General features: G+C 70.4%; 19 protein-coding genes and 6 tRNA genes. 14 read left to right on the top strand and 11 right to left on the bottom strand.

All coding sequences use genetic code 11. The annotated features are described in order from the left end of the window. From ELQ39_RS16955 to ELQ39_RS16925, 7 genes are all read left to right on the top strand, one after another. Nucleotides 1-1623 (top strand): metallophosphoesterase family protein, encoded by a 1623-nt coding sequence (locus ELQ39_RS16955; protein WP_242592548.1) that lies wholly within the window; start codon nt 1-3, stop codon nt 1621-1623. Between the two features lie 80 nt (nt 1624-1703). Beyond that, a tRNA-Glu gene (locus ELQ39_RS16950) sits at nt 1704-1776 on the top strand. Between the two features lie 39 nt (nt 1777-1815). After that, nucleotides 1816-1890: transfer RNA gene (locus ELQ39_RS16945), tRNA-Asp, on the top strand. A gap of 24 nt (nt 1891-1914) precedes the next feature. Then, nucleotides 1915-1988, top strand: a tRNA-Phe gene (locus tag ELQ39_RS16940). A 94-nt stretch (nt 1989-2082) separates the two neighbouring features. Beyond that, nucleotides 2083-6063 (top strand): ATP-dependent RNA helicase HrpA, encoded by a 3981-nt coding sequence (gene hrpA, locus ELQ39_RS16935; RefSeq protein ID WP_242592547.1) that lies wholly within the window; start codon nt 2083-2085, stop codon nt 6061-6063. Nucleotides 6064-6154: 91 nt separating this feature from the next. Further along, nucleotides 6155-6229: transfer RNA gene (locus ELQ39_RS16930), tRNA-Asp, on the top strand. Between the two features lie 238 nt (nt 6230-6467). Beyond that, on the top strand, nt 6468-6686 hold the full coding sequence (locus ELQ39_RS16925; RefSeq protein ID WP_190004528.1) for a DUF6274 family protein: 219 nt from the start codon (nt 6468-6470) through the stop codon (nt 6684-6686). A 435-nt stretch (nt 6687-7121) separates the two neighbouring features. Here the strand turns inward: ELQ39_RS16925 and bldC are convergent, their stop codons facing one another. Both bldC and ELQ39_RS16915 read right to left on the bottom strand, forming a co-directional pair. Then, complete coding sequence (gene bldC / locus ELQ39_RS16920; protein WP_003949541.1) at nt 7122-7328, bottom strand: developmental transcriptional regulator BldC; 207 nt, start codon at nt 7326-7328, stop codon at nt 7122-7124. Between the two features lie 540 nt (nt 7329-7868). Next, on the bottom strand, nt 7869-8711 hold the full coding sequence (locus ELQ39_RS16915; protein ID WP_242592546.1) for a hypothetical protein: 843 nt from the start codon (nt 8709-8711) through the stop codon (nt 7869-7871). Nucleotides 8712-8931: 220 nt separating this feature from the next. Here ELQ39_RS16915 and ELQ39_RS16910 point away from each other — a divergent pair, with 220 nt between their 5' ends. Both ELQ39_RS16910 and ELQ39_RS16905 read left to right on the top strand, forming a co-directional pair. Next, nucleotides 8932-10020 (top strand): Leu/Phe/Val dehydrogenase, encoded by a 1089-nt coding sequence (locus ELQ39_RS16910; RefSeq protein WP_190004526.1) that lies wholly within the window; start codon nt 8932-8934, stop codon nt 10018-10020. A 317-nt stretch (nt 10021-10337) separates the two neighbouring features. Further along, nucleotides 10338-10586: a DUF3073 domain-containing protein gene (locus ELQ39_RS16905; RefSeq protein WP_190004525.1), complete on the top strand. Its 249-nt coding sequence runs from the start codon at nt 10338-10340 to the stop codon at nt 10584-10586. A 123-nt stretch (nt 10587-10709) separates the two neighbouring features. Here the strand turns inward: ELQ39_RS16905 and purM are convergent, their stop codons facing one another. The 9 genes from purM to purS all read right to left on the bottom strand — a co-directional run bounded on the left by purM (nt 10710) and on the right by purS (nt 19802). After that, nucleotides 10710-11777: a phosphoribosylformylglycinamidine cyclo-ligase gene (gene purM, locus ELQ39_RS16900; RefSeq protein ID WP_190004524.1), complete on the bottom strand. Its 1068-nt coding sequence runs from the start codon at nt 11775-11777 to the stop codon at nt 10710-10712. 33 nt (nt 11778-11810) lie between these two features. Then, nucleotides 11811-13337, bottom strand: coding sequence for an amidophosphoribosyltransferase (purF, locus tag ELQ39_RS16895; protein WP_048460397.1), 1527 nt, complete (start codon nt 13335-13337; stop codon nt 11811-11813). 62 nt (nt 13338-13399) lie between these two features. Further along, on the bottom strand, nt 13400-14185 hold the full coding sequence (locus ELQ39_RS16890; RefSeq protein ID WP_242592545.1) for an META domain-containing protein: 786 nt from the start codon (nt 14183-14185) through the stop codon (nt 13400-13402). A gap of 55 nt (nt 14186-14240) precedes the next feature. Then, complete coding sequence (locus ELQ39_RS16885) at nt 14241-15038, bottom strand: sterol carrier family protein (RefSeq protein ID WP_242592544.1); 798 nt, start codon at nt 15036-15038, stop codon at nt 14241-14243. A 9-nt stretch (nt 15039-15047) separates the two neighbouring features. Further along, nucleotides 15048-15884, bottom strand: a complete 837-nt coding sequence (locus ELQ39_RS16880; RefSeq protein WP_242592543.1) for a M23 family metallopeptidase — start codon at nt 15882-15884, stop codon at nt 15048-15050. 27 nt (nt 15885-15911) lie between these two features. After that, entirely contained in the window at nt 15912-16412 is a 501-nt protein-coding gene (locus ELQ39_RS16875; RefSeq protein WP_242592541.1) for an ArsR/SmtB family transcription factor, read from the bottom strand. 140 nt (nt 16413-16552) lie between these two features. Next, nucleotides 16553-18865 carry a phosphoribosylformylglycinamidine synthase subunit PurL gene (purL, locus tag ELQ39_RS16870; RefSeq protein WP_242592540.1) on the bottom strand — a complete coding sequence of 771 codons (2313 nt, stop codon included), beginning with the start codon at nt 18863-18865 and terminating at the stop codon, nt 16553-16555. Continuing rightward, nucleotides 18862-19542 (bottom strand): phosphoribosylformylglycinamidine synthase subunit PurQ, encoded by a 681-nt coding sequence (purQ, locus tag ELQ39_RS16865; RefSeq protein WP_190004518.1) that lies wholly within the window; start codon nt 19540-19542, stop codon nt 18862-18864. The genes purL and purQ overlap by 4 nt, the downstream gene beginning before the upstream one ends. Next, entirely contained in the window at nt 19539-19802 is a 264-nt protein-coding gene (gene purS / locus ELQ39_RS16860; protein WP_010045045.1) for a phosphoribosylformylglycinamidine synthase subunit PurS, read from the bottom strand. The genes purQ and purS overlap by 4 nt, the downstream gene beginning before the upstream one ends. Before the next feature lie 355 nt (nt 19803-20157). Here purS and ELQ39_RS16855 point away from each other — a divergent pair, with 355 nt between their 5' ends. From ELQ39_RS16855 to ELQ39_RS16835, 5 genes are all read left to right on the top strand, one after another. Beyond that, nucleotides 20158-20475: a histone-like nucleoid-structuring protein Lsr2 gene (locus ELQ39_RS16855; RefSeq protein ID WP_093768546.1), complete on the top strand. Its 318-nt coding sequence runs from the start codon at nt 20158-20160 to the stop codon at nt 20473-20475. Between the two features lie 179 nt (nt 20476-20654). Then, nucleotides 20655-20726: transfer RNA gene (locus ELQ39_RS16850), tRNA-Gly, on the top strand. An 80-nt stretch (nt 20727-20806) separates the two neighbouring features. After that, nucleotides 20807-20879 (top strand) — tRNA-Gly (locus tag ELQ39_RS16845). 147 nt (nt 20880-21026) lie between these two features. Continuing rightward, nucleotides 21027-21998 carry an ATP-binding cassette domain-containing protein gene (locus ELQ39_RS16840; protein ID WP_190004517.1) on the top strand — a complete coding sequence of 324 codons (972 nt, stop codon included), beginning with the start codon at nt 21027-21029 and terminating at the stop codon, nt 21996-21998. Beyond that, nucleotides 21995-22771, top strand: a complete 777-nt coding sequence (locus tag ELQ39_RS16835; RefSeq protein WP_242592539.1) for an ABC transporter permease — start codon at nt 21995-21997, stop codon at nt 22769-22771. The genes ELQ39_RS16840 and ELQ39_RS16835 overlap by 4 nt, the downstream gene beginning before the upstream one ends. Nucleotides 22772-22844 lie beyond the last annotated feature (73 nt).

Raw genomic sequence — 22844 nt, 5'->3', positions numbered from 1 at the left:
ATGGCCCGCGTCCCGACTGCCGTCATGAACCTGATCCACCGCTTCCCACGGCTCCCGCAGGCCCTGACCCGCCGCCATCGCTCCGGCACCCGGCCCCCGGCCGCGCCGGCCCTCGCGCTCACTCCCGGCGCACCGCCGCGCCCCTGGGTGCGCGCTCTCGGGCTGGTGGCGGTGGTGCTGCTCGGCGCATGGCTCGGCCTGCTCGTCGTCGGCAACGTCCGTGTGCCGGTCGGCCCGATGAACACCACCATGACCCTGCGCCCGTCCTTCACCGGCGGCACGAAGATCAACGTGTCGCCCCTGGGCGCGCTGCAGCTCGACAGCCACATCGCCCCGGTGCGCCTCGACGTCAACGTCGACCAGCTCGACCCCGAGCGCTCCCGGGCCCTGGTCGACCACCCGGAGCGCCTCTCGGGGCTCCAGGACGAGGTCACCGAGGACATCGCCCGCGGCACCGCGGACCTCGCCGTGCGCTCCTGCGTCGCCGTCGTCACCGGCGCCGCCACGCTCGGCCTTCTCGTCTACCGCCGCCCGCGCCGCGCCCTGGCCGCCGGAGGGCTCGCCCTCGGCCTGCTGGCCGCGTCCGGCGGCACGGCGTACGCCACCTGGAACCCGGACTCGGTGCTGGAGCCGAAGTTCTCCGGCCTGCTGTCCTCCGCGCCCTCGCTGGTCGGCGACGCGCGCAGCATCGTCACCGAGTTCGACGTCTACCAGCAGGAGTTGGCCCGTCTGGTCACCAACGTGACCAAGCTCTACGACGCCACGTCCACGCTCCCCGTCTACCAGCCGGACCCGACCACCATCCGCGTCCTGCACGTCTCCGACATCCATCTCAACCCCGCGAGCTGGAAGATCATCGCCTCGCTGGTGGAGCAGTACCGGGTGGACGTGATCGTCGACTCCGGCGACACGATGGACCACGGCACGGCCGCCGAGAACGGCTTCCTGGACCCGATCGAGGACCTGGGAGCCCCGTACGTGTGGGTGCGCGGCAACCACGACTCGCTCGTCACCCAGCGCTACCTCGACCGGATGAGGAACGTGCACGTCCTCGACGACGGCCGGGCGCGGACCGTCGCGGGTCTGCGCTTCGCCGGCATCGGCGATCCGCAGTTCACCCCCGACCGCACCCAGAGGACCGGCGCCGAGCAGTCCCAGGAACTGGCGGGCGCCCGGCTCGCCTCCGCGATGCGGGACCAGAAGCGGGCCGGCACCCCGGTGGACGTGGCGGTCGTCCACGAGCCCTCGGCGGCCCGCGAGGTCGACGGCACCGTGCCGCTGGTCCTCTCCGGCCATATCCACCGCGAGGACACCGAGGTCATGCGGTACGGAACCCGGCTGCGTGTCGAGGGCTCCACCGGCGGCAGCGGCCTGCGCGCGATCGAGGGCACGTACCCGGACCCGATCGAGACGTCGATCCTCTACTTCGACCGGGACACCAAGCGCCTCCAGGCCTGGGACTCGATCGAGCTGGGCGGTCTCGGGCTCACCACGGCGGAGGTCAGCAGGCACCTGCCCGAGGAGAACCAGCCGGGCGCGGACAGCTCCCCGTCCCCCTCCGGAAGCTCCCCCGGCGCCTCGTCCGGGTCCCCGTCCGCCACGCCGTCGCGACCCCGCTCCTAAAGCGTTTTGGCGAACCGTCCCGCCATCCCATATGCTTCTCACGTCCCCGACGCGCTGAGAAGCGCCCAGGCGGGCCGATAGCCCTCATCGTCTAGCGGCCTAGGACGCCGCCCTTTCAAGGCGGTAGCACGGGTTCGAATCCCGTTGGGGGCACGCACCACCCTGTGCGACACTGTCGTACGACACATGCTTGGTCCTGTGGAGCAGTTTGGAGTGCTCGCCACCCTGTCAAGGTGGAGGCCGCGGGTTCAAATCCCGTCAGGACCGCTGATGTTTCACGTGAAACATCGCGGCTGGGTAGCTCAGTTGGTACGAGCGTCCGCCTGAAAAGCGGAAGGTCGCCGGTTCGACCCCGGCCCCAGCCACAGCAAAGGCCCCGATCAGTGATCGGGGCCTTGTTGTGTGCCCCGGCAAAATGGCTCGCCGCGTTTTTCCGCGGTCTGAGATCCTGGAGTCCGTATGTCTACGCACTCTGCCCCCGCCCTGGGCTCCCTCGCCTCCCGTCTCTCCGAGCTGTCGCTGCGCGATGCGCACCGGCTCGGGCGGCGGCTCGAGGGCGCCCGCAAGATCCGCAAGCCGGAAGCACGCGCCGCCGTGCTCGGTGAGATCGAGGCGGAGGTCGCCGCGGCCGAGGAGCGGATGGCGGCGCGCCGGGCCAGGGTGCCGGAGGTCAGGTATCCCGAGCAGCTGCCCGTCAGCCAGAAGAAGGACGCCATCGCCGAGGCCATCCGTGATCACCAAGTGGTGATCGTGGCCGGTGAGACGGGCTCCGGCAAGACCACGCAGATCCCTAAGATCTGCATGGAGCTGGGACGCGGCGTCCGCGGCATGATCGGGCACACCCAGCCCCGGCGGATCGCGGCCCGCACGGTGGCCGAGCGGGTCGCCGAGGAGCTGGACACCCCGCTCGGCGAGGCCGTCGGCTGGAAGGTCCGCTTCACCGACCAGGTGGACCCGCAGGCCACGTTCGTCAAGCTGATGACGGACGGCATCCTCCTCGCGGAGATCCAGACCGACCGCGACCTGCGCGCCTACGACACGATCATCATCGACGAGGCGCACGAGCGGTCCCTGAACATCGACTTCCTGCTCGGCTATCTCGCCCAGCTGCTGCCGAAGCGTCCCGACCTCAAGGTCGTCATCACCTCGGCGACCATCGACCCCGAGCGTTTCTCCCGGCACTTCGACGACGCCCCGATCATCGAGGTCAGCGGGCGGACGTACCCGGTGGAGGTGCGGTACCGGCCGTTGCTGGAAGAGGACTCCGACGACGCCGACCGGGATCAGATCACCGCGATCACCGACGCCGTCGAGGAGCTGATGGCGGAGGGTCCCGGCGACATCCTGGTGTTCCTCTCCGGCGAGCGGGAGATCCGGGACACGGCGGACGCGCTGACCAAGAAACGGTACCGCTCCACCGAGGTGCTGCCGCTGTACGCCCGGCTGTCGCACGCCGAGCAGCACCGGGTGTTCCAGCAGCACAGCGGCCGCCGGATCGTGCTGGCCACCAACGTGGCCGAGACCTCCCTCACCGTCCCCGGCATCAAGTACGTCATCGACCCCGGCTTCGCCCGTATCTCGCGCTACAGCCACCGCACCAAGGTGCAGCGGCTGCCGATCGAGCCGATCTCGCAGGCCAGTGCCAACCAGCGCAAGGGCCGCTGCGGCCGTACCTCGGACGGCATCTGCATCCGGCTCTACAGCGAGGACGACTTCCTCTCGCGTCCCGAGTTCACCGACGCGGAGATCCTGCGGACCAACCTCGCCTCGGTCATCCTCCAGATGACGGCGGCCGGCCTGGGCGAGATCGAGAAGTTCCCCTTCATCGACCCGCCGGACCACCGCAACATCCGCGACGGCGTCCAGCTGCTCCAGGAGCTCGGCGCGCTGGACCCCACGCAGAAGGACCCGCGCAAGCGCCTCACCCAGACGGGCCGGAAGCTGGCCCAACTGCCGGTGGACCCGCGTCTGGCGCGCATGGTGCTGGAGGCCGACCGCAACGGCTGTGTCCGCGAGGTCATGGTCATCGCGGCGGCCCTGTCCATCCAGGACCCGCGCGAGCGTCCCGCCGACAAGCAGACGCAGGCCGACCAGCAGCACGCCCGGTTCCGCGACGAGACCAGCGACTTCCTCGCCTTCCTCAACCTGTGGCGGTACATCCGCGAGCAGCAGAAGGAGCGCGGCTCCTCGTCGTTCCGGCGGATGTGCAAGCAGGAGTACCTGAACTTCCTGCGCATCCGCGAGTGGCAGGACATCTACGCCCAGCTGCGGACCGTCGCCAAGCAGATGGGCATCCACCTCAACGACCAGGACGCCCCCGCCGACCGCATCCACGTCTCCCTGCTGGCCGGTCTGCTCTCGCACATCGGCATGAAGGACGTGAAGGAGTCCAAGGACTCCGGGCAGGGCGGTGGCCGGCGTGACGGCGGGCGCAACGAGTACCTCGGCGCGCGCAATGCCAAGTTCGCCATCTTCCCGGGCTCCGCGCTGTTCAAGAAGCCTCCGCGGTTCGTGATGTCGGCGGAGCTGGTGGAGACGTCCCGGCTGTGGGCGCGGGTCAACGCGAAGATCGAGCCGGAGTGGGTGGAGCCGCTCGCCGAGCACCTGCTCAAGCGCACCTACAGCGAGCCGCACTGGGAGAAGGACCAGGCGGCCGTGATGGCGTACGAGAAGGTCACGCTGTACGGCGTGCCGATCGTGGCGCAGCGGAAGGTGAACTACGGGCGGATCGACCCGGAGCTGTCCCGCGAGCTGTTCATCCGCAACGCCCTGGTGGAGGGCGACTGGCGCACGCACCACAAGTTCTTCGCGGACAACCGCAAGCTGCTGACCGAGGTCGAGGAGCTGGAGCACCGGGCGCGGCGCCGGGACATCCTGGTCGACGACGAGACCCTCTTCGACTTCTACGACCAGCGGATCCCCGGCCATGTGGTCTCGGGGGCGCACTTCGACTCGTGGTGGAAGCACAAGCGGCGCGAGCAGCCCGACTTCCTCGACTTCGAGCGGGAGATGCTGATCCGTGAGTCGGCTGACGCGGTCACCAAGGCCGACTACCCCGACACCTGGCACCAGGGGCCGCTCAAGTTCCGTGTGACGTACCAGTTCGAGCCCGGGGCGGACGCGGACGGCGTGACCGTCCACATCCCGCTCCAGGTGCTGAACCAGGTCACGGACGAGGGCTTCGACTGGCAGATCCCGGGTCTGCGCGAAGAGGTCGTCACGGAGCTGATCCGCTCGCTGCCCAAGCCGATCCGGCGCCACTACGTGCCGGCGCCGAACTACGCGAAGGCGTTCCTGGAGCGCGCGGTGCCGCTGCAGGAGCCGCTGACCGTCACCATGGCCCGTGAGCTGAAGCGGATGGTCGGGGTGCCGTTCGAGGCGGACGACTTCGACTGGTCCCGCGTCCCCGAGCACTTGAAGGTGACGTTCCGGATCGTCGACGAGCGGCGCCGCACGCTCGCCGAGGACAAGGACCTGGAGGCGCTGAAGCTCAAGCTGCGTCCCAAGGCGCGCAAGGCGCTGTCGCAGGCGGCCGCCGCCACGGCGCAGCGTCAGGGCGGGGAGTCACTGGAACGCAAGGGGCTGACGGACTGGACGATCGGTTCGCTCACCAGGGTGTTCGAGACGCGCCGGGCCGGCCAGCCGGTGAAGGCGTACCCGGCACTGGTGGACGACGGCGACTCGGTGTCGGTGCGGCTGTTCGACTCGGAGGCCGAGCAGGCGGAGGCGATGTGGAAGGGCACCCGGCGGCTGGTCCTGCTGGGGATCCCGGTCAATCCCGCGAAGTTCGCGTCCGAGAAGCTGACCAACCCTCAGAAACTCGCTCTGTCGGCCAATCCGCACGGCTCGGTGCAGGCGCTGTTCGACGACTGCGCCATGGCCGCGGCGGACAAGCTGATCGCGGACTTCGGCGGTCCGGTGTGGGACGAGGAGTCGTACCGGAAGCTGTTCGACAAGGTGCGCGCGGAGATCGTCGACACGACGGTCCGCGCGGTCGGGCAGGTGCAGCAGGTGCTGGCCGCCTGGCAGGCCTGTGAGCGCCGTCTGAAGGGCGTCCGCAGCCCCGCGCTGCTGCCGAACCTCACGGACGTCCGCACGCAGTTGGACGGGCTCGTGAAGCCGGGTTTCGTGACCGAGGCGGGGCTGCGGAGGATGCCGGACCTGATGCGGTACCTGGTGGCCGCCGACCGCCGGCTGCAGCAGATGCCGACGAACGTGCAGCGGGACACCACGCGCATGGCGAAGGTCCACGAGATGCAGGACGAGTACGCCTGGCTCCTGGAGCAGATGCCGCAGGGACGGCCGGTGCCGCAGCAGGTGCGGGACATCCGCTGGATGATCGAGGAGCTGCGGGTCAGCTACTTCGCCCACGCGCTGGGCACGGCGTACCCCGTGTCGGACAAGCGGATCGTGAAGGCGATCGACGCCGCGGCACCGTGACGGGACCCGCACGCAGGGTGAGTTCGACCAGGGGGCTCCCGCTCCTGTACAGTCCTTCTCGCAGCGCAACGCAGGAAAGCGCCGCGACTGAGGTCCTGTGGAGCAGTTTGGAGTGCTCGCCACCCTGTCAAGGTGGAGGCCGCGGGTTCAAATCCCGTCAGGACCGCATACCGGAAGGCCCGCCCCCCGTAAGGGATGGCGGGCCTTCCGCATGTGCGGACCCGTACGACCCGTACGGACCAGTACGGGCGCCGCAGGCGTCGTAAGGGCCTCCCCGCAGGCCCCCGTGGCCCAAGGAGGGCCTCAACGCCCTTGTCCCGGGCCCCTGCCCCGTCTTGACGGCCTCGCCGTCCCTCGGTACTCCAGGAACAGGGCACGTGCCCGCGGGGGACCGGAGGTGGCGCATGACGGCATCGGCCAGGCACGAGACACGGGCACTGCTCCGCGCGCACCTCGCGGCCGCGTCGTCGTACCGGCATCTCACCCGCCACTGCCCGGTCTGCCACCGTCTCCAGCGCCTGGCGATGGACTCCGCGCCCGTCGACGACACCGAGCCCGCGGAGCCGCCCGAACCCGCCGAGGGGCCACAGGAACAAGCCGCCGTCAACGCGCGTTCCGTCTAGCGCATATGCCGTCGGCTCAACAACCCGGCTGGTATGTGACGGGTGTCACCGCATGAGTTTTCACCAGGGCGGAACTTACACCTCGCCTACAACAGGTCAATTTAATATGTGCAATTGCACCTCCCCGAGTGCTCTGCCCCGACACCTCCGCAGCCGATCCCACAGGCGCCCTCAGAGTCCGACAAGCCCGCGCACAGAAGGCCGTTGAGGCCGTCCGGACCGCGCGCGGACCCACCACCGGCGCACAAAAAAGATCGCGCTGGACCCGGCGGAGTCCAGCGCGATCGACGACGCACCCGGTGTTCAGTTGGCTGTGCAGCTCTGACTCGGCTGGGCGAGGGGGCTGTTGGGGCAGTCCCCGCGTCGCTTGGAGCTAAGGTTCCCGGGCGTCGCGGCCGGTGGGGGACCAGCCGGTTCTGCCCGGTTCATGCAGGTTCAGGCCTCGCTGCGCTGCTGCGGGATGCCCGCGAGCAGTGCGCGGACCTCGGCCTCGCGGTAGCGGCGGTGCCCGCCGAGCGTGCGGATCGACGTGAGCTTGCCGGCCTTCGCCCAGCGCGTGACCGTCTTCGGGTCGACGCGGAACATGGTGGCAACCTCAGCGGGGGTCAGCAGCGGCTCGGCATCAGGGGTGCGAGCGGTCATGAGCGGCCTCCTCGGGAGAACCGAACCTTCTCGGTTCTTTCCTCTAAATTCTGCACCTTGACCCGCGTTGCCCGAAATGGCGGACGCGAGTCGAGTCGGTTATAGGACGAACGGCTTGTCCTCGGCACTACAACTACACCATCTGTCCAGCCACGTCGGCCAAACCGATGGAATTGCCCTCCCAGGTGTTCATCAGCCGCGGAAGCCGATGGACCATGCCATAGCGGACAGTCACGCCCCTGTGACGATCAGTCACAGCAACGTGCAGGAGTCACCGGACCCCCCAAAGCGTGCAATGCTGAGATTCCGCCCATAGTGGAGCACAGCAGGACGGAGGAGCCCTCCCCGGACTCCTTGTCCTATTTTGGCATGAGGAGGGGCAAGGGACGCAAGGGCCTTGTACGTGCGGTCCGTCACGCTTGACACGCTTGGGACTTACGCCCGGAACGGCCGCTACGTCCGATGTCGCATCCGGATTGACGCGACTTCAACCCACCTCAGGGCGAAGACAAAACCCCAAGAAGGGCGTTTGGTCAAACGTCAGTTCGCCGAGCGCAGGCCACGGACCGCGCGCCAGCGCTCGACGAGGCGCCCGTACGCCTCCGCCGCGCCCCCCTCGTCGCCCCGCCGCAGCGCCGCGATCCCCTCGCCGACGTCGGCCGCCGAGTGGTCCTCCTCCAGGGCGCCGGCCGGCAGGGCGTGCACCAGTCCCCCGTAGTCCAGCTCGACCAGCGACCGCGGGTGGAACTCCTCCAGCCAGCGGCCGACGTCCACCAGGCCGTCGATCAGCAGGCTCTCGTCCACGGCGTCCCGCAGCGCCCGCAGCCCCCGCGCCACCCGGCGCCGCGCCTGCACCATGGGCGTGCGGTAGCGCAGGACCGGGACCTCGCCCCCGGAGCCCTCGGCGTACTCGCGCTCCTCGTCGGCGAAGAGCACGAACCAGTTGATCGGCACCTGCCAGGTGGAGGTACGGATCCACGGCCGCGCGTCGGGATGCTCGGCCAGCCAGCGCTCGTAGTCCTGGCTCGTCTCGTGCCGCACGACGGGGGGCAGCAGGGCGTCAAGGACCGGCAGCGGGTACTCCTCCGCGAGCTCGCCCAGGGCCTGCCAGCCGCGCAGCCGGGTGCGCCACGGGCAGACCCGGACCTCTCCGTCCGTCTCCAGCACGAAGGCGTCGTCGCTCTCGTGCACCGGGACCGGCGCCGGCGGGACCGCCGCGAGGTCGGCCAGCGACCGGCGCAGCTCCTCCTGGTAGGAGGGGAGGTCGTCACGCCGGGCGTACCGCTCCCAGTGGCCGCGCTCCGGCTCGCGGAAGGCGGCCAGCGGTTCGTAGACGCGCAGGTAGGAGGCGTAGGGGACGATCACCGAGGACACCTTGGTCACGCTCTGCTCCCTCCCCCGCGGACCGCTGCGAAAACCTGCCCGGCCCCCGCCCGGACGGGTGGGAAACCCCGGCAAATCGTCGCACGCGGTACTCCGGACGGAGGTGATCCGGGACACAGTGCCGCCGACCGGCGCGTAAGGATCTACTCTCGTGCCACAGCCCCCGCCACCCGTACGGGAGCCCGTCCCACCCGCCGCTACTTACTCAGGAGTCACCACAGTGACCGACGTATCTGACGGCGTCCTGCACACCCTGTTCCGTTCGGACCAGGGCGGCCACGAACAAGTCGTGCTCTGCCAGGACCGTGCCAGCGGCCTCAAGGCCGTCATCGCCATCCACTCCACCGCTCTGGGCCCCGCCCTGGGCGGCACGCGTTTCTACCCGTACGCCTCCGAGGAGGAGGCCGTCGCCGACGCGCTCAACCTCGCGCGCGGGATGTCGTACAAGAACGCCATGGCCGGTCTCGACCACGGCGGCGGCAAGGCCGTGATCATCGGCGACCCGGAGCGGATCAAGACCGAGGAGCTGCTGCTGGCCTACGGCCGGTTCGTCGCCTCCCTCGGCGGCCGCTACGTCACCGCGTGCGACGTCGGCACCTACGTCGCCGACATGGACGTCGTGGCCCGGGAGTGCCGCTGGACCACCGGCCGCTCCCCCGAGAACGGCGGCGCGGGCGACTCGTCGGTGCTCACCTCCTACGGCGTCTACCAGGGCATGCGGGCCGCCGCCCAGCACCTGTGGGGCGACCCGTCGCTGCGTGACCGCAAGGTCGGCATCGCGGGCGTGGGCAAGGTCGGGCACCACCTGGTGGAGCACCTGCGGGCCGAGGGCGCCGAGGTCGTGATCACCGACGTGCGTGAGGACGCCGTCCGCCGGATCCTCGACCGGCATCCCGAGGGCGTGTCGGCCGTGGCCGACACGGAGACGCTGATCCGCACCGAGGGCCTGGACGTCTACGCCCCGTGCGCGCTCGGCGGCGCCCTGAACGACGACACCGTGCCGGTGCTGACCGCCAAGGTGGTCTGCGGCGCTGCCAACAACCAGCTCGCCCACCCGGGTGTGGAGAAGGACCTCGCCGACCGCGGGATCCTCTACGCGCCGGACTACGTGGTGAACGCCGGCGGCGTGATCCAGGTGGCGGACGAGCTGCACGGCTTCGATTTCGACCGGTGCAAGGCGAAGGCGTCGAAGATCTTCGACACCACGCTTGCCATATTCGCACGTGCGAAGGAGGACGGTATTCCGCCGGCCGCCGCGGCCGACCGGATCGCCGAGCAGCGGATGGCGGAGGCGCGCCCGCTGCGATGAGGTCCTGCGAGGCGCCCCCGATCGGGGCGTTTCGCACGCATGAGCGGTACCCGCCGGGGGGCACTTGGAGAGAACTCTCACTTCTCCCGGCGGGTCGGCCGTCGATAAGTGGTTAAAATCGCGGTTGACCAGCGAGGACGGGGCGCCTCGGCGGTCCCGGGCGCGGGCACGTCATGCGGGCGACGTACCGTATGGCCGCGGGCTCAGGTACCGTGGAAGCCCTACGGACCGGTCTCTCCACGGAGAGCCCGTTCTGGACCATGAACGCGTGTCAAGACTCTGGGGCCGTCGAGCCCCGTCGTTGAGGGGGTCGAGCCATGGGGCGCGGCCGGGCCAAGGCCAAGCAGACGAAGGTCGCCCGCCAGCTGAAGTACAACAGCGGTGGGACTGACCTCTCACGCCTGGCCGAGGAGCTGGGCGCATCGACGTCGAATCAGTCACCGAACGGTGATCGTTTCGAGGACGATGAGCAAGACGACGACCTGTACGCAAAGTACGCCGACCTCTACGAGGACGACGAGGACGACGAGGACGGCCGGTCCTCGCAACAGCGTCGCGGCGCTTGACCTTGCGTGGTGCATGAACCCGGTCGGTGACCCAGGTCACCCGCCGGGTTCAGTGCTGCCCGGACCGGCCCCGTCGGCCGGTGCGCTGCCCGCCCGTTCACCGAGCGGGCAGCGCCTCCGTGCTCAGTTCGCGTAGTCACCGACAAGAGCAGCACCCGTGGTGTGGTCACCGCGCCCGGTGATCTCGCCGGCCACCCAGGCGTCCACGCCGCGATCGGCCAGCGTGGTGAGCGCCACGTCGACGGACTCCTGCGGCACGATCGCGATCATTCCGACGCCCATGTTCAGCGTCTTCTCCAGCTCCAGCCGCTCGACCGAGCCGGTCCGCCCGACCAGGTCGAACACCGGGGCGGGCGTCCAGGTGGAGCGGTCCACCGTGGCGTGCAGCCCGTCCGGGATCACCCGGGCCAGGTTGGCCGCCAGTCCGCCGCCGGTGACGTGGCTGAACGCGTGCACCTCGGTGGTGCGGATCAGCGACAGGCAGTCCAGCGAGTAGATCTTGGTGGGCTCCAGCAGCTCCTCGCCGAGGGTGCGGCCCAGCTCGTCGATCCGGGCGTCCAGCGACAGACCCGCCCGCTCCAGCAGCACGTGGCGGACGAGCGAGTAGCCGTTGGAGTGAAGCCCGGAGGACGCCATGGCGATCACGGCGTCACCCGAACGGATGCGGTCGGCGCCGAGCAGCCGGTCGGCCTCCACCACGCCCGTACCGGCCCCGGCGACGTCGAAGTCGTCCGGACCCAGCAGACCCGGGTGTTCGGCCGTCTCGCCGCCCACCAGGGCGCATCCGGCCAGCACACAGCCCTCCGCGATGCCCTTCACGACGGCCGCGACACGCTCGGGGTGGACCTTGCCGACGCAGATGTAGTCGGTCATGAACAGCGGCTCGGCGCCGCACACCACGATGTCGTCCATGACCATCGCGACCAGGTCGTGGCCGATGGAGTCGTAGACGCCCATCTGCCGCGCGATGTCGACCTTGGTGCCGACGCCGTCCGTGGCGGAGGCGAGCAGCGGGCGCTCGTAGTTCTTCAGGGCGGAGGCGTCGAAGAGGCCGGCGAAGCCGCCGAGGCCGCCGAGGACCTCAGGGCGCTGCGTCTTCTTCACCCACTCCTTCATCAGCTCGACCGCGCGGTCGCCCGCTTCGATGTCGACGCCCGCCGCTGCGTAGCTGGCACCAGTGTTCTGGGACATGGCTGTGAGAGCTTTCGTGTCGTCCGTCAGGGCTTACGGGCGGCGGATCGCGTCGACCGCGGCCGGGGCGGCGGTGCCGGCGGCCAGCTCGGTCTCCAACAGCTGCTTGCCGAGGAGCTCGGGGTCGGGCAGCTCCATCGGGTACTCGCCGTCGAAGCAGGCGCGGCACAGGTTGGGCTTGGCGATGGTGGTCGCCTCGATCATGCCGTCGAGGGAGATGTACGCCAGGGAGTCGGCGCCGAGCGAGGTGCCGATCTCCTCGATGGTCATGCCGTTGGCGATCAGCTCGGCGCGGGTGGCGAAGTCGATGCCGAAGAAGCAGGGCCACTTCACGGGCGGCGAGGAGATCCGGATGTGGACCTCGGCGGCGCCCGCCTCACGGAGCATGCGGACCAGGGCCCGCTGGGTGTTGCCGCGCACGATCGAGTCGTCGACGACGACCAGGCGCTTGCCCTTGATGACTTCCTTGAGCGGGTTCAGCTTCAGGCGGATGCCGAGCTGCCGGATGGTCTGCGAGGGCTGGATGAACGTACGGCCGACGTACGCGTTCTTGACCAGGCCGGCGCCGAACGGGATGCCGGAGGCCTCCGCGTAGCCGATGGCGGCGGGGGTGCCGGACTCCGGGGTCGGTATGACCAGGTCGGCCTCGACCGGGGCCTCCTCGGCGAGCTTGCGGCCCATCTCGACGCGCGAGAGGTAGACGTTCCGCCCGGCGATGTCGGTGTCGGGGCGGGCCAGGTACACGTACTCGAAGACGCACCCCTTGGGCTTCGCTTCCGCGAATCGGGACGTTCGCAGTCCGTTCTGGTCGATGGCGACGAACTCGCCCGGTTCGATCTCGCGGACGTAGCTCGCGCCGCAGATGTCGAGGGCGGCGGACTCGGAGGCGACCACCCAGCCGCGCTCCAGCCGGCCGAGGACCAGCGGGCGGATGCCCTGCGGGTCACGGGCCGCGTAAAGGGTGTTCTCGTCCATGAAGACGAGGCTGAAGGCGCCCTTCACCTTGGGCAGGACCACGTGCGCGGCCTGCTCCACGGTCACCGGCTCGCCGTCGGCGGCACGCTGGCCGGCCAGCAGGGCGGTGATCAGGTCGGTGTCGTTGGTCGCGGCCACCTTGGGCGCGCGGCCGTTCTCCTTGGGGAGCTCGGCGACCATGTCGGCGAGCTGCGCCGTGTTGACCAGGTTGCCGTTGTGGCCGAGCGCGATGGATCCGTGCGCGGTGGCGCGGAACGTCGGCTGGGCGTTCTCCCACACGGAGGCGCCGGTGGTCGAGTAGCGGGCGTGACCGACCGCGATGTGACCCTGGAGGGAGCCGAGGGAGGTCTCGTCGAAGACCTGGGACACCAGGCCCATGTCCTTGAAGACGAGGATCTGGGAGCCGTTGCTGACCGCGATTCCCGCGGATTCCTGGCCCCGATGCTGGAGGGCGTAGAGCCCGAAGTACGTGAGCTTGGCGACCTCTTCGCCCGGAGCCCAGACACCGAAGACGCCGCAAGCGTCCTGGGGGCCTTTCTCGCCGGGGAGCAGGTCGTGGTTGAGTCGTCCGTCACCACGTGGCACGCCTCCGAGTGTAGGCGAGATCGACCACTGGTCCGAATGCGGGATGTGGCCCCGCGGGTGGGTCAGCGGGCCGCGACGGCCCGTACCTCGGTGCCGTTTTCGCTGGTCAGCCTGAGGGCGTCGCCGTCGACCGCGTAAGTGGCGGTCCCGTTGAACAGCTTCGTCAAGGCCTTCTCGGCGTCCATGAGTGAGTCTTCGCACATCATTCGGGTCAGGGACGGGACGCCGAGGGTGATATGGCCGTCGCGCACGGTGGCGTCGGCGTTCACCTGGTTGCAGCCGAGGTTCCCGGAGACCGTGCCGCGTTTCTTGTCGAAGGTGAGGTGGGCGCGGCCGGCGCCGTCGGGTGTGGTGACGTTCCAGCGGGTGCCGTGCAGGGGGCTGTCCTGTGCCTCGCTGAGGCGCACGGTGTCGCCGGAGGCGGTGGTCAGCGTGAGACGGCCGCCCTCGACGTCGGACTTCAGCTCTCCGGCGGCCAGGGCGCGGGAGACGGCACTCTCGCCTTTCATGACCTGCTCGTCGCAGGCCCGCAGGGTGGTCTCGGGGTCCATGAGGCGGACGCGGTCGCCGTCGGTGCGGACGCGGGCCTCGAAGAGGTTGCAGCCGTAGCTGCCGGTGGCCCGGCCGTCCTCGCCGAGGGTGAGGTGGGCCCCGTCCGGGGCGCGGTGGGTGGCGCCGTCGACGGTGACGCTGTCGACGCTCCAGCGGACGCCGGTGACCGGCCGCTCCGCCTCGGCGGCGCCGCTGCCGCCGCCCGCCTTCTCGCTGCCGCAGGCCGCGGCGAACGGGACGACGAGCACGGCGACGGCCGCCAGGGTCCTGCGCGGGGTGTGCTTCTGTCGGTCCATGCCGCTTCGACGGAGGGGCGGAGTGGGCGGTTCCCCCCGGTTCGGCGCCCGCGTCTCAGCCGAGCAGCGGCAGGTACGGCCCGAGATCGGCGCGCTCCCCGCCGGCATTCACCGCGGCGGAGGCCACGGCGTCCGTCCAGGAGAGCCGCCCGCCGGCCAGCCGGATCCAGGTGAGCGGGTCGGTCTCCACCACGTTCGGCGGGGTGCCGCGCGTGTGCCGGGGACCCTCCACGCACTGCACCACCGCGAACGGCGGGACGCGCACTTCCGTGGAGCCGCCGGGCGCCTTCGCGGCGAGCGCGTCGGCCAGCAGCCGCACGCAGGTGGCCAGCGCCTGCCGGTCGTACGGGACGTCCAGGCCGGGGAGGGCTGCGTTCAGGTCGTCGGTGTGGACGACCAGCTCCACGGTGCGGGTGACCACGTAGTCGGTGAGGGGCAGGACGCCCGCGCTGGTCCGGAGCAGCCTGCCGCTCGGACGGGCGTCGAGGCGGGCGGTGAAGCGCCGCTCGGCGTCCGCCAGATAGGCGTCGAGGTCGGGATGGCCTGCCGCGAGCCGGTGGGCCGTGTCGGCGATGGCTCCGGCGTCGGCGGCGATGGCGGCGGGCCAGTCCGTCAGCCGGGCGTCCTGCTTGGCGGGCTCCGGTTCGTCCAGCAGCCGGTCGACGGCCAGCAGCGCGACGCCGATGTGGGCGACCAGCTCCCGGACGGTCCAGTCGCCGAGCCGGGTCGGCGCGGCGAGCTGCTCGGGGGTGAGGGCGCCGACCGCGGTGCGCACGTTCCCGAACTGGGCCAGGACGGCGGCGCGGGTCTTGGCGGGGTCGTAGGAGCGGGGGCGTTTCCTGGCCGGTGGCATGGCGGAAGCCTATGCGCGGGCGCCGACAGGACGTGCCGGAACCTCGAACACCTCGTTGTTGCGGGGGACGCCCGTGCCTCGCCAGGTGAACGGTATGCCGCGCGCGCTGTCGGGGTCGGGGCCGTCCATGAGCTGGAAGTGCAGGTGGGGCTCGGTGGAGTTGCCCGAGTTGCCGACCTGGGCGAGCACCTGGCCCGCGTGCACCCTCTCGCCCTCGCGGACGGTCAGGGAGCCGCGCCGGAGGTGGGCGTAGAGGGCGTGGACGCCGTCGCCGAGGTCGAGGATCACGTGGTTGCCGAGGATCCTCCCGGCGCCGAGCAGGTCGCGGACGTTCGCCTCCAGGATCATCAGGTACGCGAGCGCGGGCACCGAGCCGCGGCTGAGGTGGTCGCGGGCCGTGTCGGTGGCCCGGACGACCGTGGCGTCGGCCACCGCGTGCAGGTGGGCGCCGTAGGCGGGGAAGTCGTCGTTGCGCCGGGCCACGGGCCACAGCGCGCGGAACGGCGGACGGGAACCGGGCTCGGGCTCGGCGACCACGTCGATGGCGAAGGTCTGGCCGTAGGCGTGGGTGTGGTGGCTCGGGGTGTGGTCCGCCGGGCTGTTCAGCGCGATCCAGCGGCCGGTGACCGGGGGCTCGACCTCGACCGGTTCCCGGGCGGCGCGGGGGCTGTCCGGGGCTCCGCCCCACCGGTTGGCGACGATCAGCACGGCGTACGCGAGCAGCAGCGGCAGGAAGTCCCACCACACGGGATGGCCGAGGTCCAGCGCGACATGGGCGATCACCAGGGCGAAGAAGGCGATCTGGAGCGCGCGGCAGGCGGTCATGGCGAGTTTGCGTGCGGACATGATTCCCCCAAGTCTTCGTCGGTGCGGTCAGGGCCGCGCCGCCGCCAGCGCCACCAGCAGCGGCACCACCCGGCCCGCCGGGACCTCGTGGCGGCCCCGGCCGGTGCTGTGCAGCCAGCCGGCGGCCGTCAGCTGGCGCAGGTGGTGGTAGATCTGCCCGGTCGTGCCGATGTCGTCCAGCTCCGCCAGCTCGGCGGCGGTGCGGCGGCCGCCCGCTATCTCGCGGAGCAGCCGGAGCCGGACCGGGTGGCCGAGGGCCGCGAAGGATTCGGCCACGTCCGGCCACTCGTAGGTGAGCAGATCCGAGGTGAGCGTGCCGTGCTGCCAGTCGTACCGCTCGCCGGTCGGCAGCCGCACCGCGCCCGTGAACAGCACGCCTCCGTCGGCGGCCTTCAGCTCGGCGAGCTGCTCCTTGAGCCCGTCCAGGGCCCAGAAGTCACCTTCTCCCAGGGAGGGAGCCGTGCGGTCGGCCGCTTCGAGCGCCGCGATGCGGCGCTCCAGCTCGGTCATGCGCTCTTCCAGTTCCACGCACTTGAGATTACGTAACTACGTAATCTCACGCAAGAGCTTGTGCACACCTGTGGACGACCGGACCGGAACCGGCGGCCGGACACGACGAAGCCCCCGCCGGGAACGGCGGGGGCTTCGCGGGGAAGGGATGCCGAGGCTCAGGCCAGCAGCGCCGGGATCGTCCCCTCGTGGGCCTCGCGCAGGTCGGCCAGGGAGAGGGAGAACTCGCCCTGGACCTCGACCGTGTCGCCGTCGACGACACCGATGCGGGTGGCCGGCAGGCCGCGCGCACCGCACATGTCGTTGAAGCGGACCTCCTCCGAGCGGGGCACGGCGACGATCGCGCGGCCGGCCGACTCGGAGAACAGGAAGGTGAACGCGTCCAGCCCGTCAGGGACGACCAGACGCGCGCCCTTGCCACCCAGCAGCGCCGACTCGACCACGGCCTGGATCAGACCGCCGTCCGACAGGTCGTGCGCGGAGTCGATCATGCCGTCGCGGGAGGCGGCGATCAGGATCTCGCCGAGCAGCCGCTCACGCTCCAGGTCGACCTTCGGGGGCAGGCCGCCGAGGTGGTCGTGGATGACCTGGGACCAGGCAGAGCCGCCGAACTCCTCGCGGGTGTCGCCGAGGAGGTACAGCAGCTGGCCCTCCTCCTGGAAGGCGACCGGGGTGCGGCGGGCCACGTCGTCGATCACGCCGAGGACGGCGACCACCGGCGTCGGGTGGATGGCCGCCTCGCCCGTCTGGTTGTAGAGCGAGACGTTGCCGCCGGTCACCGGCGTGCCGAGCTGCCGGCAGCCGTCCGCCAAGCCGCGCACGGCCTCCGCGAACTGCCACATGACCGCCGGGTCCTCGGGCGAGCCGAAGTTCAGGCAGTCGGAGACGGCGAGCGGCTTGGCGCCGGTCGTCGCCACGTTGCGGTAGGCCTCCGCGAGGGCCAGCTGCGCGCCCGTGTAGGGGTCGAGCTTGGCGTACCGGCCGTTGCCGTCGGTGGCGATCGCGACGCCGAGGCCGGACGCCTCGTCGATGCGGATCATGCCGGAGTCCTCGGGCTGGGCGAGGACGGTGTTGCCCTGCACGAAGTGGTCGTACTGCTGGGTGATCCACTGCTTGGAGGCCTGGTTGGGCGAGGCGACCAGCTTGAGGACCTGGTCCTTCAGCTCCTCGCCGCTCTCCGGCCGGGGCAGCTTGTTCGCGTCGTCCGCCTGGAGCTCGTCCTGCCAGGACGGGCGGGCGTAGGGGCGCTCGTAGGTCGGGCCCTCGTGGGCGACCGTGCGCGGGTCCACGTCGACGATCTTCTCGCCGTGCCAGAAGATCTCCAGACGGTCGCCGTCGGTCACCTCGCCGATGACGGTGGCGATGACGTCCCACTTGTCGCAGATCTCGAGGAACCGGTCGACCTTGTCGGGCTCCACGACCGCGCACATGCGCTCCTGCGACTCGCTCATGAGGATCTCCTCGGGCGAGAGCGTGGAGTCGCGCAGCGGGACGTCGTCGAGGGTGACGCGCATGCCGCCGGAGCCGTTGGAGGCCAGCTCGGAGGTCGCGCAGGACAGCCCGGCGGCGCCGAGGTCCTGGATGCCGACGACCAGCTTCTCGGCGAACGCCTCCAGGGTGCACTCGATGAGGAGCTTCTCCTGGAAGGGGTCGCCGACCTGCACCGCGGGGCGCTTCGACGGCTTGGCGTCGTCGAAGGTCTCGGAGGCGAGGATGGAGGCGCCGCCGATGCCGTCGCCGCCGGTGCGGGCCCCGTAGAGGATGACCTTGTTGCCGGCGCCGGACGCCTTGGCCAGGTGGATGTCCTCGTGCCGCATGACGCCGATGGCGCCGGCGTTGACCAGCGGGTTGCCCTGGTAGCAGGCGTCGAAGACGACCTCGCCGCCGATGTTGGGCAGGCCCAGGCAGTTGCCGTAGCCGCCGATGCCGGCGACGACGCCGGGCAGGACGCGCTTGGTGTCGGGGTGGTCGGCCGCGCCGAAGCGCAGCGGGTCCACGACGGCGACCGGGCGGGCGCCCATCGCGATGATGTCGCGCACGATGCCGCCGACGCCGGTGGCCGCGCCCTGGTAGGGCTCGACGTACGACGGGTGGTTGTGCGACTCGACCTTGAAGGTGACGGCGTAGCCCTGGCCGACGTCCACGACGCCCGCGTTCTCGCCGATGCCGACGAGCAGCGCGTCGGACTCGGGGGCCTTCTCGCCGAACTGGCGCAGGTGCACCTTGGAGGACTTGTACGAGCAGTGCTCGGACCACATCACGGAGTACATGGCGAGCTCGGCGCCGGTCGGGCGGCGGCCGAGGATCTCCACGACCCGCTCGTACTCGTCCTTCTTCAGGCCCAGCTCGGCCCAGGGCAGCTCGACGTCGGGGGTCGCGGCCGCGTGCTCGACCGTGTCCAGACGGGAAGGGGCGGCCCGAAGGGCCTCGGTGTCGGGCGGCGGTGGGAGACGGGAGGGCGTCTTGCTCATGCGTTGACCAGCTTCTTGAGGATCGACGTGAAGAAGGGCAGGCCGTCGGTACGGCCCGTACCGATCAGCGACTCGACGGCGTGCTCGGGATGCGGCATCAGGCCGACGACGTTCCCGGCCTCGTTGGTGATGCCGGCGATGTCGTTGAGCGAGCCGTTCGGGTTGACGTCGAGGTAGCGGAACGCGACCCGCCCCTCGGCCTCCAGCTTGTCCAGCGTGTACCGGTCGGCGACGTAGCGGCCGTCCATGTTCTTCAGCGGGATGTGGATCTCCTGGCCGGCCTCGTAGTCCGTGGTCCAGGCGGTGTCCGCGTTCTCCACCCGCAGCTTCTGGTCGCGGCAGATGAAGTGCAGGTGGTCGTTGCCCAGCATGCCGCCGGGGAGCAGGTGCGCCTCGGTGAGGATCTGGAAGCCGTTGCAGATGCCGAGCACCGGCAGACCGGCCTTGGCCTGGTCGATGACGGTGTCCATGACCGGCGAGAAGCGCGCGATGGCGCCGGCGCGCAGATAGTCGCCGTAACTGAAACCGCCGCAGAGCACCACGGCGTCGACCTGCTTGAGGTCCTTGTCCTTGTGCCAGAGGGCGACGGGTTCGGCGCCGGCGACGCGGATCGCGCGCTGGGTGTCCCGGTCGTCGAGGCTGCCCGGGAAAGTGACGACGCCAATACGAGCGGTCACTTGACCGCCTCCGCGACTTCCTCGACGCGGACGGTGAAGTCCTCGATCACGGTGTTGGCGAGGAAGGATTCCGCAAGATCGTGGATACGGGCGAGCGCGGCCTCGTCGACCGGCCCGTCAACTTCCAGTTCGAATCGCTTTCCCTGACGGACGTCCGAGATCCCTTCGAAACCCAGACGCGGCAGTGCGCGCTGCACCGCCTGGCCCTGGGGGTCGAGGATCTCCGGCTTGAGCATGACGTCGACTACGACGCGTGCCACTGGCACTCCCGGTGTGTGGTGCTGAGCAAGTTCCTTCAGACTACCCGCACAAAATTTCTACGCGAGTAGATTTGTAGGAATCTACGTGAGCGCCGTCACGATTCGGCATCGCGAGGAGGCCTGCTGGAAAAGATCCGGGAAAGATCCGCGATCTCTCGCACATCGCTATTGCGCGAGGACACGCGGGCAGATTTAGTCGGGCTTCCCATTGCATTGCCGGGCACTGTACAAATGAATTGTCATTAGCAGATACTTTGCCCGATTACAGGCGGACAGCCGACATCTCGGCGACCGTACCGGCACGTCGTCACGGACGGCCGGACGGAAGAGGTGCCGCACGAAGGGACCGATATTCGTGGCGCAGAAGGTCGTGGTCACTCTCTTCGACGACATCGACGGCTCGGAAGCGGCGGAAACGATCGCCTTCGGGATCGACGGCACGTCGTACGAGATCGACCTGAACGAAGCCAATGCCAGGAAACTGCGCGAGGCGCTCGAGCCCTACGTGGACGCCGGCCGCAAGCGCGCCCGCTCCGGCAAGGCCTACCGGCAGACCGAGGTCGCCCCGGACCCGGCGGCCGTGCGCGCCTGGGCACAGGCGAACCGGATGGACGTCCCGGCCCGCGGCCGCATCCCCAAGAAGGTCTACGAGGCGTTCGCCGCGGCCCGCTGAACCGCGCCCGGCTCCCGCCCGGAACCGCACCCGCGTACGGAGCCGGCCCCGGGCGGGTGACGCCGCCGACGGCCGGTCACCGGGCGCTCCGGGCAACCGACTTGCGCAGCCCCCCTGCTGATCAGCTAAAGTCTGGAGCACGCCGAGGGGCGAGGCCGAAAGGCCCGGTCCGAGGACATGCGGGTGTAGTTCAGTAGTAGAACATCCCCCTTCCAGGGGGAAGGCGCAGTGTGCAATTCCTGTCACCCGCTCTGCACCGCCTCACCGACCACGCTTGTGGATCAGGTAAGCTGGTGCCCGCGCCGATTGGTGAGAGCCGGTCGGAGGCAATGCGGACGTAGCTCAGTTGGTAGAGCGCAACCTTGCCAAGGTTGAGGTCGCGAGTTCGAGCCTCGTCGTCCGCTCGGGATGAAGACCCCGGTCCCTCGGACCGGGGTCTTTTCGTGTGCTCGTCTCAAGACGCCCTCTCCGCACGGCCGTCTGACATTTGTCATGTCCGCTGATGACACCGCGCACTGCCGGGTCCTTCCGCCCCCCGCGATGCTCGAGGCATGGAAACGAACGGACTTGAGCACGTGATCGAGGTCACAGGGCTGCGACGCGTCTACGGGGGCGGGTTCGAAGCGGTGCGCGGGATCGACTTCACCGTGCGACGCGGGGAGATCTTCGCCCTGCTGGGCACCAACGGCGCCGGCAAGACCTCCACCGTCGAACTCCTCGAAGGACTGGCCCCGCCGGCCGGCGGACAGGTCCGGGTCCTCGGCCACGACCCCTACACCGAGCGCGCCGCCGTGCGGCACCGCACCGGTGTGATGCTCCAGGAGGGCGGCTTCCCCTCCGAGCTGACCGTCGCCGAGACCGCCCGCATGTGGGCGGGCTGTGTCAGCGGCGCCCGCCCCGAGCGGGAGGTGCTCGCGCTGGTGGGCCTCGCGTCCAGGACGGACGTCCGGGTCAAGCAGCTGTCCGGCGGCCAGCGCCGCCGCCTCGACCTGGCGCTGGCGCTGCTCGGCGACCCCGAGGTGCTGTTCCTCGACGAGCCGACCACCGGACTCGACGCCGAAGGCCGCCACGACACCTGGGAGTTGGTGAGCGCCCTGCGCGACGCCGGCACCACCGTGCTGCTCACCACGCACTACCTGGAGGAGGCCGAGAACCTCGCCGACCGGCTCGCGATCATGCACGACGGGCGGATCGCCGTCACCGGCACCCCGGCCGAGGTCACCGCGACCGAGCCGTCCCGGATCACCTTCGACCTGCCCGACGGCTACCACCTGGGCGACCTCCCGCCGCTCGGCCCGATGGGCGTGGGCGACCACACCGTGGACGGCCGCACCGTCCGGCTGCGCACCCGCGACCTGCAGCGCTCGGCCACCGAGCTGCTGGTGTGGGCGCGGGACGCGGGCGTGGAGCTGCGCCGGCTCGACGTGCGCTCGGCCTCACTGGAGGAGGCCTTCCTCACCATCGCCAAGGACGCCTCGGCCCCCGCGCCGCACGGCGCGACCACCGAGGAGTACGCGGCATGAGCACCACCACGACCACCCCGGCCGGCCGGATGATGTCCCTGGCCCGGGCCGAACTGACCCTGCTGGGACGCAGCAAGGGCACCCTCTTCGCCGCGCTGTTCGTGCCGCTGGTCCTGCCGCTCAGCGTGCGCTCCGCCGCCGAGGAGATGGACCTCGCGGAAGCCGGGCTCACCCCCGGTGAGCTCGTCCTGCCCGCCGCCGTCGGCTTCTCGCTGCTGTTCGCCGTGTACTCCTCGCTCGTCGGCGTCTACGTCGTCCGGCGTGAGGAGCTGGTGCTGAAGCGGCTGCGGACGGGCGAGCTGCGGGACGCGGAGATCCTCGCCGGGTCCGCGCTGCCGGCCGTCCTCACCGGGCTGGTGCAGTGCCTGCTGCTGATCACGGGCTGCACCGTGCTGCTCGACCTGTCCGCGCCCTCCGCGCCCCACCTGGCCGTCCTCGGCCTGCTGCTGGGCCTCGTGATCAGCGCGACGCTCGCCGCCTTCACCGCGAGCTGGACGCGCACCGGCGAAAGCGCCCAGGTCACCCCCATGCCGCTGCTGATCGTGTCGATGCTGGGTAGCGGAATGTTCGTCCCGCTGGAGCTGTTCCCGGACCGTCTGGCGTCCGTCTGCGAACTGCTGCCGCTGACCCCGGTCGTCAGTCTGGTGCGCGGCGGCTGGACCGGCGACCTCACGGCGGGCGAGTCCCTCCGTGCCCTCACGATCGCCCTGGCCTGGACCGTCCTCGCGGTGTTTGCTGTACGGCGGCGGTTCCGCTGGGAGCCGCGGCGCTGAGGCGCAGGCAGGGTCAGGGGCGGCCGCGCGCACCGCGGTGACGGGTGCGGCGGCAGGACATCGGTTACGGACA

The sequence above is a fragment of the Streptomyces sp. GB4-14 genome (assembly GCF_022696125.1).
In the GTDB taxonomy this organism is placed as follows: Bacteria; Actinomycetota; Actinomycetes; order Streptomycetales; family Streptomycetaceae; genus Streptomyces; species Streptomyces werraensis.
This window is presented reverse-complemented; position numbering and strand designations above follow the sequence as displayed.